Below are 13,575 nucleotides of genomic sequence, written 5' to 3'. Positions count from 1 at the left end.
TGCCCAACGACGCGGTACGCCCCGCGGTACGCCCTGGGGAAACGTGAGTGCGCAGCGCTATGACGGAGGAGCCCGGCAAAGGATCGGGCGGCGCCGGACGGGAGGAGGCTTCGGCCGACCTGCTCGGCGTCCGGGGTCGTTCGGCCACGTGCTGGGCAGAACAGTGGGGAGGACGACGCGACGGGAAGCCTCGGCCGGGACGCCATGTGCTCCTTCAAGGTCGTCGCATGAGCCGTGGGAGGCTGACAGGTGTCCAGCGCAGCCGAGCAGGAGGCGGTCGCCGAGGAGCGCGCCGACGAGGGCGAACGCCCGGCCGCCGTGGTCAACGGCGCGCCCCGCAAGGTGCCGGGCGTGCCCGTGCGGCCGGGTGCGCCGACGCCGCTCGGTGCGAGGTTCCGGGTCGGACCGGACGGCGTGGCGGGCACCAACTTCGCGTTGTGGGCGGGCGGGGCGGAGTCGGTGGAGCTGTGCCTGTTCGACCAGGACGGAAAGGAGACGCGGGGGCGGCTCACCGAGCTGACGCACGAGATCTGGCACGGCTTCGTGCCGGGTGTGATGCCGGGGCAGCGGTACGGCTACCGGGTGCACGGCCGCTGGGATCCGTGGACCGGGGGCCGCTGGAACCCGGCGAAGCTGCTCCTCGACCCGTACGCGCGCGCGGTGGACGGCGACTTCAGCCTGCCGCCCGAGGTGTACGGGCATGTGCGGGACTGGCCGCAGCAGCAGGTCGCGGACACCGTGCGCGACGACCGGGACTCGGCGCCGTACGTCCCCAAGGGCGTCGTCGTCCACGATGACGACGACTGGGCGGACGACCGCCGACCGAAGACACCGTGGGCGGACTCGGTCATCTACGAGCTGCATGTGCGCGGCTTCACCCAGCTGCATCCGGGGATCCCGGAGGAACTCCGGGGCACCTACGCGGGGCTGGCCCACCCGGCGGCGATCGAGCACCTCGTCAAGCTGGGCGTCACGGCCGTGGAGCTGCTGCCTGTCCACCAGTTCGCGCACGAGGACCATCTGCTGCGCCGGGGTCTGAAGAACTACTGGGGCTACAACTCCATCGGCTACTTCGCCCCGCACGCCACGTACGCCGCGTCCGGTACGACGGGCCAGCAGGTCGGCGAGTTCAAGCGCATGGTGCGCGCGCTGCACGCGGCCGGCATCGAGGTCATCCTCGACGTGGTCTACAACCACACGGCGGAGGCGGGCGAGTTGGGCCCGACGCTGTCGTTGAAGGGCATCGACAACCGGGGGTACTACCGGCTGCAGTCGGACGCGCGTCGATACGCCGACTACACGGGCTGCGGCAACACCCTGCACGTGGTCCAGCCGCACGTACTGCGCCTGATCACCGACTCGCTGCGCTACTGGGTGACGGAGATGGGCGTGGACGGCTTCCGCTTCGACCTGGCCGCCGCCCTCGCCCGCTCCATGCACGACGTGGACATGCTGTCGCCGTTCCTCGCGGTCATCGCGCAGGACCCGGTGCTGCGCCGGGTGAAGCTGATCGCCGAGCCCTGGGACGTGGGCTCCGGCGGCTACCAGGTGGGGTCCTTCCCACCCCTGTGGACGGAGTGGAACGACCGCTACCGCAACGCCGTACGGGACTTCTGGCGGGGCGCGCTGCCGGACGTACGGGATCTCGGGTACCGGCTGTCGGGGTCGAGCGACCTGTACGCCTGGGGAGGCCGCAGGCCCTACGCGTCCGTCAACTTCATCACCGCGCACGACGGTTTCACCCTGCGCGACCTGGTGTCGTACGAGCGCAAGCACAACGAGGCGAACGGCGAGGGCAACCGGGACGGCACGGACGACAACCGGTCGTGGAACTGCGGCGCCGAGGGCGAGACGGCCGACGAGCGCGTACGGGGTCTGCGGCGGCGGCAGCTCAGGAACCTGCTGACCACGCTGCTGCTGTCGACGGGCGTACCGATGCTGGTCGCGGGCGACGAACTGGGGCGCACCCAGCGCGGCAGCAACAACGCGTACTGCCAGGACAACGAGATCAGCTGGCTGGACTGGGGGCTGCTCCAGGAGCCGGGCTGGAAGGCCCTGTTCGACCTCACGGCCCGGCTCATCGAGCTGCGGCACCGGCACCCCGTGCTGCGTCGCCGGGCCTTCTTCTCGGGGCGGGCGCACTCCGCGGACGGTCTGCGCGACCTGGCCTGGTTCACCGCGCGCGGCACGGAGATGACGGAACGGGACTGGTACGCGCCGGCCGCCACGCTCGGCATGTATCTGTCCGGGCGGGACATACCGGGCCGCGACGAGCACGGTGACCCGATCCTCGACGACAGCTTCCTCGCCGTGCTGCACGCCGGGGACCGTCCGGTCAGCTTCGTGCTGCCGGGGCCGCCCTGGGCGCAGCGCTACGAGGTGGTCGTCGACACGTCGAGGGAGACGCAGTCTCAGGAGCCGGGGGTGGAGCACCGGGCGGGGGCGGTGATCACGGTGCCGGCCCGGGCGGTGCTGCTGCTGCGCGTGGCGGAGTGAGGGAGTCAGGGTGAGGGAGTCCCACCCGCGCCGCCGCTGCCCGGCCGGCCGAGGATTCCCCGCTCGTACGCCGTCGCGACCGCCGCCGCGCGGTCGTTGACACCCAACTTGCCGTACAGATGGGTGAGATGGGTCTTCACGGTCGCCTCGCTGATGAACAGCTCGCGGGCGATCTCACGGTTGGACGTGCCCTTGGCGACCAGGGCCAGCACCTCGCGTTCGCGTGGGGAGAGGGGCTCGTTGCCGGGCGGCCGGGGGGTGCGGACCGCGGAGACCAGGCGGGAGGCGACGGCCGGGGAGAGGACGGTGCGGCCCTCGGCGGCGGCGCGGACGGCCGTGAACAACTCGTCGCGGGGCGCGTCCTTGAGGAGGTAGCCCGTCGCGCCCGCCTCGATCGCGGGCAGCGTGTCGGTGTCGGTGTCGTACGTGGTGAGGACGAGGACCTTGGCGCGGGCGCCGCGGCGGGTCAGCTCCGCGATCGCGTCGACTCCGCCGCCGCCCGGCATGCGCAGGTCCATGAGGATCACGTCGGGGTCGAGGGCGGCGGCCCGATCGAGCGCCTCGATGCCGCCCGAGGCCTCGCCGAGGACCGTGAATCCGGGGGCCGACTCGAACATGCCGCGCAGGCCGTCGCGTACGACGGGGTGGTCGTCGACGATCAGCAGGGAGATCAGGGCGTCTCCGGTCACGTCAGCTGTCATGGCGGACCAACGGTACGCGAGCCGACAGGGCCGTACCGTGCCCGGGTTCGGACTCCACGGTCAGGGAGCCCGCGATGCGTTCGGCGCGGGCCCGCATGCCGTCGAGGCCGAAGCCGCCCGCGTGGGTGCGGGCGGGCAGCGCGAGGGGATCGAAGCCGGTGCCGTCGTCGCGGATGTCGAGGATCACCTCGTCGCCCAGGAAGGAGAGGGTGACGCCCAGGCGGGTGGCGCGGGCGTGCCGGGCCGCGTTCGACAGGGCCTCCTGGACGATGCGCAGGAGGGTGGCGGCGACCTCCTCGTGGAGCTGTTCCGAGGTGCCGGTGACCGTGAACTCGGCGCGTACGCCGGTTCGTTCGCCCCATGCGGCGACCGTCTTCTTCAGCGCTTCGGGCAGTCCGTCGTTCTCCAGCGCCACCGGGGCCAGGTTGTGCACGGAGCGGCGGGCCTCGCCGAGGCTGTGGCGGGCCAGGTCGGAGGCGCGTCCCAGATGGGTGCGGGCGAGGTCGAGGTCGGGGGCGTTCGCGACGACCTGGAGCTGGGCGATGATGCCGGTCAGGCCCTGGGCGATGGTGTCGTGGATCTCGGCGGCCAGGCGGCGGCGCTCGTCGGCGACGCCCGCTTCCCTTGCCTGGACGAGGAGTTGGGCGTGCAGGGCGGCATTCTCGTCGAGGGCCTGCTGCAACGCCGTGTTGGTGCGTTCGAGTTCGGTGATGGTCTCGGTGCGCTCGCGGGCCCGCTGCTGTTCCTGGTCGGTGAGATGGGCGACCACCATCTGCAGGCCGGAGTTGGCGAACAGGAGCGCGGGAAAGAGGACCCACTGGACCGTGCTCCCGAGGGGCAGCCCGCCGGCCTGCGCGCCGGCCACGGTGACCGCGCTCGCGAACAGTCCGAGCCGCTGCCACCTGGTGCCCGGGATCGTCTCGTCGGCGTCCATGTAGCCGGCGGCGGCGTAGAACGCGAAGAACGGGCTGAGCCAGGTGAGGGCGAAGGCGATGGCCCAGCGGACGGCGTAGTACACGGTCCCGGGCCGGGACGGGACCCGGCAGCGGTCGGGCCTGCGGGGGCGGGTGCTGTGCCACCACAGCTGGAGCGCGACCGCGGCGCCGACCAGGGCCAGGGCGGCGTGCCACTTGGCCGGGCCGGTGTGCGGGTCGGCAGCGGCGATCGCGAGGACGACGCTGATGCCGAGCAGCCCGTACGGCCCCCAGGTGTGCAGTTGCTCCCAGCGCTGCTCGATCTGCGTGTCCACCGCGGTCATGTCCCCAGTCTGCACGGCGGGCCGCCTACTCCCAGCGGAACCAGCGACTGGCCGCACCCGTCAGCAGCAGGATCCACACGACCAGCACGCCCAGGTGGGTCCAGCCCGGCCAGTGCCCGGCCGCCGCCTGGTTGAGGGCCTGCGCGGCCGCCCCGAAGGGGGTGTATCCGACGATCCGGGCCATCACGTGCGGCATGGCCTGCGTCGGCAGCCACACGCCCGCGCAGAACATCGACGGGAAGAACACCGCGGACCCGATCGCACCGGCGATCTTCGTCGTACGGGACAGCGCCGACACCACCGATCCGAGAGCAAGGGCGACCAGGACCGCCAGCAGCAGGGCGAGGACGTATCCGAAGGGCTGCTTCGGCAGGCGTACGTCGAAGCCGATCCGCCCGACCGCGAGGGCGAGCAGCGCCGACGCGAGGGCGGACCCGCCGTACACCAGCATCTGCGCGGACAGCAGGGCGGACGGGCGGACCGGCGTGGTGGCCATCCGGCGCAGGATGCCGCGCTCGCGGTAGCCGGTGAGGGTCTGCGGCATCGACTGCAGGCCGCCGACGATCATGCCGAGCAGCACGGCCACCGGGACGTAGACGTCGATGGTGCGCAGGCCTCCGAGGTCGGCCTGGTGGTGCCGGAAGGACGGGATGGAGCCGAGGATCACGAGCAGCAGGGTCGGGAACAGCAGGATCCAGAAGAGGGCGCCCGGTTCCCGGCGGAAGAGGCGGACCTCGGTCTTCAGGACGGCGGTGCTCATACCGCTGCCTCCTTCGTCAGGTCGAGGAACGCGTCGTCGAGCGTGGCGTCCACGACGCGGAGTTGATGGGCCGTGATGCGGTGGCGGGCGAGGAGCGTGATGACGGCGTTGACGGTCTCGTCCGTGCCGGCGAGCGTGATACGGCCGTCCTTGTGCTCGATGGACGCGAGCGCGGGAAGCGCGTTCAGGTCACGGTCGTCCAGGGGCGCGGACGGGGTGAAGCTGATGACGGTGGCGCCGGCGGAGCGCCGGATGAGACCGGCCGGGGTGTCCAGGGCGGCCACCCGGCCCTTGTCGATCACCGCGATCCGGTCGCACAGCCGCTGGGCCTCCTCCATGAAGTGGGTGACCAGCAGAACCGTCACACCGCCTGCCCGCACGTCCTCGATGAGCTCCCAGGTGTCCCGGCGGGCCCGCGGGTCCAGGCCGGTGGTCAGCTCGTCCAGTACGACGACCTGCGGGTTGCCGATCAGCGCGAGCGCGATGAACAGGCGCTGTTTCTGGCCGCCGGACAGCTTGCCGAACCGGGTGGTCAGCTTGGCGGTCAGTCCGAGGCGCTCGGCGAGCGGCGTCCAGTCGAGCGGGCTCGGGTAGAAGGAGGCGTACAGCTCCAGCGCCTCGCGGACGGTGAGCTTGGGCTGCAGTTCGCTCTGCTGGAGCTGGGCGCCCAGGACACCGGCCACGCGCGCGTGGTCGGCGACGGGGTCGAGGCCGGTGACGCGGACGCGGCCCGCGTCGGGGACGCGCAGTCCCTCGACGCACTCGACGGTGGTGGTCTTGCCGGCGCCGTTCGGGCCGAGGATCCCGAAGATCTCGCCCTCCTCGACGGCGAAGGAGACACCGTCGACGACGGGCCGGCCCCCGTAGGACTTGCGCAGATCGGTGACTTCGATGACAGGCATGGCATCAGCGTCGCGGGAAGCGGGTGCCCGCCACATCGGCCGTCGCGCTCGAAGGCGCATCAACCGATCGGTTGATGCGCACGTACGACCCCTCGAACGCGCAGGTCGTAGGTCCGATGGCCGACCCGCTTCCGGCCAAAACTCGGTGGGCGTTGTCAGTGCCGATCCGTAGGCTCACTGCTGATGGCGACGACATGTGCAACGACCAAGGAACCCGGGAAGACCACCGACCGATCCGCCGTGCGCACGCTGCTGCGCCTGTGGCCGTACGTACGCCCCGTGCGGGGGCGGCTGTCCACCGCCGCGTCCGTCGCCGTCGTCGCCTCCTGCACGGGGCTCGTGATCCCGCTCGTACTGAAGTGGATGGTCGACGGGCCGGTCGCCGACCGCGACCCGGCGGGCGTGTGGCTCGGGGCGCTGTACCTGCTGCTGCTGGGGCTCGCGGAGGCGCTGCTGTTCGGGCTGCGAAGGTGGCTGGTGGCGCGGCCGCTGTCGAGCGTCGAGGCGGGGATGCGGGCGGATCTGTACGGGCATCTGCAGCGGCTGCCGGTCGCCTTCCACGACCGGTGGTCCTCGGGACAGCTGCTGTCGCGCGGCACCACCGATCTGATGCTGCTGCGTCAGTTCCTCGCCTTTCCCCTGACGTTCCTTCTGGTCAACGGCGTGACGATCCTCGTCGGCGTGGTGATCATGCTGCTGCAGGACTGGACGCTCGGGCTGGTCATCCTCGGGCCGGCCGTCCCCGTGATGGTCACGTGCGCGGTCTTCGAGAAGCGGTACGCCGAGGTGGCGCGGCTCTCCCAGGACCAGGTCGGCGATCTGACGACGGTCGTCGAGGAGAGCGTGCTCGGCATCCGGATCATCAAGGGGTTCGGGCGGCACCGCAGCCAGGCGCGCGCGTTCCGGTCGCTGGCGCGGACCCTGCGGGGGACGGAACTGCGCAAGGCGGGGCTGCTCGCCACGATCTGGGGTGTCATCGTCACGCTGCCGGAGGTCGCGATCGGGGCGGCGCTGGTGGTCGGCTCGGTGCAGGTGGCCGACGGGAACCTGTCCGCGGGGACCCTGGTGGCGTTCCTGTCGACGGCCCTCGCCCTGCGCTGGCCGGTGGACTCCATCGGCTTCCTGCTCGCGATGAGCCAGGAGGCGGCGACGGCCACGGAGCGGTACTTCGAGGTGATGGACGAACCGCCGGAGGCGGAGACGGGCGCGGGGCCGGAGCGTCGCGCGGCCGGGCCGGAGGCCGCGACCGGCCCCCGGCGGCCGGCAGCCGGCACGGACGGCCTCCGGTTCCTGGACGTGCGGTTCCGTTATCCCGACGCCCCCGAGGACTCCCCGCCCGTCCTCGACGGCATCGACCTGCATGTCCGCCCCGGCGAGTCCCTGGCCCTGGTGGGCGCCACCGGCAGCGGCAAGACGACCCTGACCGCCCTCGTCCCGCGTCTGCACGAGGTGACGTCCGGTCGGATCACGCTGGACGGCGAGGACATCGCCGCCCTCTCCCGCGATGAGCTGCGCTCCATGGTCGCGGTCGCCTTCGAGGAGCCGACCCTCTTCTCGGCGAGCGTCGGGGACAATGTCCTCATGGGGGCCGAAGCCGACGCGGGCGCCGCCGAGTTGGACCGGGCGCTGTCCGTCGCACAGGCCGGCTTCGCGCAGGCGCTGCCCCAGGGGACGGACACCCGGGTCGGCGAGCAGGGACTCAGCCTCTCCGGCGGGCAGCGGCAGCGGCTGGCGCTCGCGCGAGCGGTCGTGGGCAGACCGAGGTTCCTCGTCCTCGACGACCCCCTGTCCGCCCTCGACGTGCACACCGAGGCCGCCGTGGAGGCCGCCCTGCGGGACGTGCTCGCCGACACCACCGCCCTCATCGTGGCGCACCGTCCGTCCACCGTTCTGCTCGCCGACCGGGTCGCCCTGCTCTCCGGCGGCCGGATCACCGCCGTGGGCACGCATCACGAACTGCTGCGCACGAACGCCGAGTACGCCCATCTGATGTCCGGGACCTCAGAAGCGGAGGACGACCGATGACGGCCACCACCACGTCTGTCCCCACGGCGGACGACGAGCCGGACCTCCCCCGCCCCAAGGACGCGACCGACCCCTTCGACCGGGATGTGCTGCCCACTCCCCCGGGCGCCACCGCCGCCCTGCTGCGCTCCCTGCTCACCCCGATGAAGGCCCGCGTCGCCTTCACCAGCCTCCTGCTGCTGCTCCAGCAGGCGGCCGTGCAGGCGGGCCCGCTGCTGGTGGCGTACGCGATCGACACCGCCGTCCCGGCGTTCCGGGAGCAGCGCCACGGCCCTCTGATCGCGGTGGCCGTGGTCTATCTGCTGTGCGCGCTGCTGTCCGGCGGGCTGCAGTACGCGTTCGTCATCGCCTCCGCCCGCGTCAACCAGGACGTGCTGCTCGACCTGCGCGGCCGTATCTTCCGCCACGCGCAGGCACTCAGCCTCGACTTCCACGAGCGCTACACCTCGGGCCGGCTCATCTCCCGGTCGACGGCCGACGTCGAGTCGCTGCGTGAACTGCTCAGCGAGGGCCTCCAGGAACTCGTCGCGGTCATCCTCTCCTTCGTCTACATCTCGGCGATGCTGCTCTGGCTGGATCTCGCCCTCGGGGCGGTCGCGGTGGCGTCCTTCGTGCCGCTGTACCTCCTCGTACGGGTCTACCAGCGGCGCGCGGTCCGGGTGTACCGCCTGCGCTCCACCGCCATCGCCGCCGTCATCGTCAAGTTCGTCGAGACGATGAACGGCATCCGCCCGGTGCGCGCCTTCCGGCGCGAGGCCGTCAACGACGCCGACTTCCGGGTGCTGAACCGGCGGCACGAGCGGGTCAACGGCGACGCGTCGCTGGAGATGGCCCGCTATGTCGTCGGTTCCCGGCTGGTCGCCAACACGGCCGTCGCGGGGATCGTGCTGTGGGGCGCCTACCGGGTGGCGGGCGGCTCGCTGGAGCTGGGCGTCCTGGCCGCCGCCGTGCTCTACCTGCGCCGTCTGTACGACCCCATCGACCGGCTCGGCATGTTCCTGAACTCGTACCAGTCGGCGGCGGCCTCCCTGGAGAAGATCGCCGGGCTGCTGGCGCAGACACCGACCGTGCCGGAGCCGTCGAGTCCCGTGGAACTTCCCGCGCTGGAGAGCGAGCACCCCGGCCGCGAGGTCGTCTTCGACGAGGTCGCCTTCGGCTACCGCACCGGCGGCGAGGTCCTGCCCCGCTTCGGCCTCACCGTCCCGGCCGGGCAGACGGTCGCGGTCGTCGGCTCGACCGGCGCAGGCAAGTCGACCCTGGCCAAGCTGCTCGCCCGCTTCTACGACCCCTCCGAGGGCCGGGTCCTGCTGGACGGCGTGGACCTGCGCGAGCTGTCCGTGCCCGAACTGCGGCGCGGGGTGGTGATGGTGACGCAGGAGGCGTTCCTGTTCTCCGGCACGGTCGCCGACAACATCGCCATCGGCCGCCCGGACGCGACTCGCGAGCAGATCGAGCGCGCCGCGAAGGCGATCGGCGCGCACGACTTCATCGAGGCGCTGCCCGACGGCTACGACACGGACGTTCGCAAGCGGGGCGGCCGTATCTCGGCCGGCCAGCGCCAACTCGTGGCCTTGGCACGGGCGTTGCTCGCCGACCCCGCCGTACTCATCCTCGACGAGGCGACCAGCTCGCTCGACATCCCGGGCGAACGGGCCGTGCAGCGGGCGATGTCGACGGTGCTGCACGGGCGCACGGCCGTCGTCATCGCGCACCGGCTGTCGACCGTCGAGATCGCCGACCGGGTCCTGGTCATGGAGCACGGGAAGATCGTGGAGGACGGCAGCCCGGCCGAACTCGTCGCGGGCACCGGGCGGTTCGCGGATCTGCACCGGGCGTGGCGGGACAGTCTGGCGTAGACGTCGGCTGGGCGTAAGTAGGGATCGAGGGATGGATGATCGACGCGTACGAGGAGCCCGGGACGCCGGACTGTCGCGGCGGCGGGCGCTATCTGTGGTGGCTGGTCCGTTGCCAGCCCGGCAGGTCGCTCGCCGGGGCGGTGCTGGGCAGTGTGTGGATGGTGCTGCTGGCGGCGACGCCGTATCTGATGTCCCGGGCGATCGACGACGGTCTGGAGCCCGGTGACTATCCGGCGCTGGCGGGCTGGACCGCCGTGCTCTTCGCGGTCGGGGCGTTCAACGCCTGGCTGAGCATCATGCGGCACCGCACGATGACCCGGGTGCGGATGGACGCCAACTTCCGCACGGTCAAGGTCGTCGTGGGACAGGCGGTCCGGCTGGGCGCCGCGCTGCCGCGCCGGGTCGGGGCCGGGGAGGTCGTCACCATCGGGGTGGGCGATGTGCAGACGATCAGCCAGTCCCTGACGGTCGTCGGGCCCGGGGTCGGCGCGGTCGTCGCGTATCTGGCGGTCGCCGGGCTGCTGGTGGCCATCTCGCCGCTCATCGCCGCCGTCGTGCTCCTCGGGATACCGCTGATCGTCGTCCTCGTCGGGCCTCTCCTCGCACGGCTGCAGGGCACGGAGACCGAGTACCGGGAGCGGCAGGGCGTGCTCACCGCCCGCATCGCCGACCTCGCCGGCGGCCTGCGGGTCCTCAACGGCCTCGGCGGCAAGGGGCTGTTCGCCGACGCCTTCCACCGCGACTCGCAGCGGCTGCGCCGGCAGGGCTACCGGGTCGGGGCGGTGACCAGCTGGGTCCAGGCGCTCGGCGTCGGACTGCCGACCCTGTTCCTCGCGGTGGTCACCTGGCTGGCGGCCCGGCTCGCCGCCCAAGGGGCCATCAGCATCGGCGAGTTGGTGTCGGTGTACGGCTATGTGGCCGTGCTGGTGGGGCCGGTGGCGTTCTGGGTCGAGTGCGGCTACCAGATCAGCCGCGGGCTGGTGTCGGCACGGCGGGTCGTACGGTTCCTGCGGCTGGAGCCGCTGGCCGACATCGGCACCCGGGACGCGCCCGCAGAGCCGGCGGTGCTGCACGACCCGGAGTCCGGGGTGCGGGTACGGCCGGGACACCTGACCGCGCTGGCCTGCGGTCACCCGGCCGACGCGGCGGCGGTCGTCGACCGGCTCGGGCGGTACGTGGCGTCGAAGGCGACCTGGGGCGACATCCCCCTCGACGAGATCGCGCTGCCGCAGATCCGGGAGCGCATCCTGGTGGCCGACCACGAGGCAGACCTGTTCGCGGGCACCCTGCGCGAAGCGGTGGACGGCTCTGTCACGCCCCCAAGGGGCGCGGCCGGCCACGACAAACCCGCAGACGCCGAACCACGAACCGAGGCTCGTTTGAAGACGCCCCTGTCCGAGGCTCTGTACGCAGCCGTCGCCGACGACATCGTCCAGGGTCTGCCGGACGGCCTCGACTCACCGATCGACGCCCAGGCCCGCAACCTCTCCGGCGGCCAACGTCAACGGATACGGCTGGTCCGGGCCCTGCTGGCCGACCCCGAGGTACTGCTCGCCGTCGAACCGACATCGGCCCTGGACGCCCACACGGAGGCACGCGTCGCCCAGCGGCTGCGCACGGCACGGGAGGGCCGCACCACGGTCGTCACGACCACGTCACCGCTCGTGCTGGACCGGGCGGACACCGTGTACTTCGTACAGGAGGGCAAGGCCACGGCCGTGGGAAGCCATCGCGAACTGCTGGAGCGCGAACCGGCCTACCGTGCCCTGGTGGCCCGGGACGCCGAGGAGACCGCGGCCGAGGAGGCGATCCGATGACGGCGGCCTCGGGCCGGCTCCCCGTCGCCGAACCCGCCGACGTGCGGCGGGCGATGCTGCGGCTGCTGCGCGCCGATGCGCGGGCCTTCGCCGCCGTGCTCGTGCTGAACGGGATGGCTGCCGGAGCCGGACTGGCCGGACCCTGGCTGGTCGGGCGGATCATCGACGAGGTGCGGGGCGGGGGCGGCGTCGGGGCCGTCGACCGCCTGGCGTTGTGGATCCTGGTGTGTTCGCTCGCGCAGTTGCTGCTGGCCCGGTGGGCCCGGTACGTGGGGCACCGGTTCGGGGAGCGGACGCTCGCCCGTGTGCGCGAGGAGTTCGTCGAGCGGGCGCTGGCCCTGCCCGCGGGGATTCTGGAGCGGGCCGGCACCGGTGATCTGACGGCGCGCGGCACGGCCGACGTCGCCCTGGTCGGCACCACCCTGCGCGACGTCGGCCCCGACCTGCTCATCAACACCGTGCAGGCACTGTTCCTGCTCGGCGCCGTCTTCGCCCTGAACCCGCTGCTCGGCGCGTGCGGTCTGCTCGGGCTGACCGGCATCTGGGGCGCGCTGCGCTGGTATCTGAAGCGGGCCCGCGACGGCTACCTCGCCGAGGGCGCCGCCACCTCGGACGTCGCGGAGATCCTCGCGGCGACCGCGTCCGGCGCCCGGACCGTCGAGGCGCTGCGGCTTGAGCGGCGCCGCGTCACGGCGAGCCGGGACGCGCTGGAGACGTCGCGGCGAACCCGGCTGTACACGCTGTTCTTGCGGACCGTGTTCTTTCCGGTGGTGGAGGTCTCCTACCTCGTCCCGGTGGCCGCCGTCCTCCTGGTCGGCGGAGTCCTGCTCGACCACGGCACGCTGAGCCTGGGCGCGGTCGTGGCGGCGGCCCTGTATCTGCAGCGGCTGAACGGGCCGCTCGACGAGATCCTGATGCGGATCGAGCAACTGCAGAGCAGCGGTGCCTCCTTCGCCCGGGTCGAGGGCCTCGCCCAGGCCCCGCGGACCGTGCCGGCCGGCTCCCCCACCCCTGCCGACGACCGCATCGACATCACCGGTGTGCGCTACGCCTACGACCGCGGCGGCGAGGTCCTGCGCGGCGTCGACCTGACCGTACGGCCGGGCGAGCGGCTGGCGGTCGTGGGCCCGTCCGGCGCCGGAAAGAGCACGCTCAGCCGGCTTCTCGCCGGCGTCGACGCCCCCGGGGAGGGCACGGTGACCGTCGGCGGAGTGCCCGTAGTCGACCTCGGCCCCGACCAACTGCGCCGTCAGGTCGTCCTGGTCACCCAGGAACACCACGTGTTCCTCGGCACGGTCCGCGACAATCTGCTGATCGCCGAACCGGCCGCCACGGACGAGCAGTTGTGGGCCGCCCTCACCGCGGTCGGCGCCGAGGACTGGATTCGGGGGCTGTCGGACGGCCTCGACACCCGGCTCGGCGAAGGGGGTTGCCCCACGGACGGCTCCCAGGCCCAGCAACTCGCGCTCGCCCGCGTCGTCCTGGCCGACCCGCACACGCTGATCCTCGACGAGGCGACGGCGTTGCTGGACCCGGCGACGGCCCGCCACACCGAGCGCGCCCTGGCCGCCGTACTGGAAGGCCGCACGGTCATCGCCATCGCCCACCGTCTGCACACCGCCCACGACGCGGACCGGGTGGCCGTGATGGAGGGCGGCCGCCTGACCGAACTCGGCACGCACGAGGAGCTGGTGGCCGCCGACGGCGCGTACGCGGCGCTGTGGCGGACGTGGCACGGGGACCCCGCGTGACCATCTGAC

General features: G+C 72.4%; 9 protein-coding genes. 5 read left to right on the top strand and 4 right to left on the bottom strand.

The features are described 5' to 3' along the window. Positions 1–249 precede the first annotated feature (249 nt). Positions 250–2,496, top strand: a complete 2,247-nt coding sequence (gene glgX, locus OG870_RS31905) for a glycogen debranching protein GlgX (RefSeq protein WP_266590060.1) — start codon at positions 250–252, stop codon at positions 2,494–2,496. Between the two features lie 5 nt (positions 2,497–2,501). Here the strand turns inward: glgX and OG870_RS31900 are convergent, their stop codons facing one another. From OG870_RS31900 to OG870_RS31885, 4 genes are read right to left on the bottom strand one after another with little or no spacing between them, the layout of a single operon-like run. Further along, positions 2,502–3,197: a response regulator gene (locus tag OG870_RS31900; protein ID WP_266521790.1), complete on the bottom strand. Its 696-nt coding sequence runs from the start codon at positions 3,195–3,197 to the stop codon at positions 2,502–2,504. Further along, complete coding sequence (locus OG870_RS31895) at positions 3,187–4,455, bottom strand: sensor histidine kinase (RefSeq protein ID WP_266521787.1); 1,269 nt, start codon at positions 4,453–4,455, stop codon at positions 3,187–3,189. The genes OG870_RS31900 and OG870_RS31895 overlap by 11 nt, the downstream gene beginning before the upstream one ends. Before the next feature lie 25 nt (positions 4,456–4,480). Continuing rightward, the gene (locus OG870_RS31890) at positions 4,481–5,215 is read right to left on the bottom strand and encodes an ABC transporter permease (protein WP_266521784.1); all 735 of its coding nucleotides are present in this window, start codon (positions 5,213–5,215) and stop codon (positions 4,481–4,483) included. Then, positions 5,212–6,117 (bottom strand): ABC transporter ATP-binding protein, encoded by a 906-nt coding sequence (locus tag OG870_RS31885; protein ID WP_266590055.1) that lies wholly within the window; start codon positions 6,115–6,117, stop codon positions 5,212–5,214. Before OG870_RS31885 ends, OG870_RS31890 begins: the two co-directional genes overlap by 4 nt. A 183-nt stretch (positions 6,118–6,300) precedes the next feature. Between OG870_RS31885 and OG870_RS31880 the strand changes: the two genes are divergently transcribed. From OG870_RS31880 to OG870_RS31865, 4 genes are read left to right on the top strand one after another with little or no spacing between them, the layout of a single operon-like run. Next, complete coding sequence (locus OG870_RS31880) at positions 6,301–8,142, top strand: ABC transporter ATP-binding protein (RefSeq protein ID WP_266590053.1); 1,842 nt, start codon at positions 6,301–6,303, stop codon at positions 8,140–8,142. Beyond that, positions 8,139–9,998: an ABC transporter ATP-binding protein gene (locus tag OG870_RS31875; protein WP_266590051.1), complete on the top strand. Its 1,860-nt coding sequence runs from the start codon at positions 8,139–8,141 to the stop codon at positions 9,996–9,998. The genes OG870_RS31880 and OG870_RS31875 overlap by 4 nt, the downstream gene beginning before the upstream one ends. 35 nt (positions 9,999–10,033) lie before the next feature. Next, positions 10,034–11,815, top strand: a complete 1,782-nt coding sequence (locus OG870_RS31870; protein ID WP_266590049.1) for an ABC transporter transmembrane domain-containing protein — start codon at positions 10,034–10,036, stop codon at positions 11,813–11,815. Then, entirely contained in the window at positions 11,812–13,566 is a 1,755-nt protein-coding gene (locus OG870_RS31865) for an ABC transporter ATP-binding protein (protein ID WP_266590047.1), read from the top strand. The genes OG870_RS31870 and OG870_RS31865 overlap by 4 nt, the downstream gene beginning before the upstream one ends. Positions 13,567–13,575: the final 9 nt, after the last annotated feature.

Source organism: Streptomyces sp. NBC_00461, assembly GCF_036013935.1.
Lineage (GTDB): Bacteria > Actinomycetota > Actinomycetes > Streptomycetales > Streptomycetaceae > Streptomyces.
This window is presented reverse-complemented; position numbering and strand designations above follow the sequence as displayed.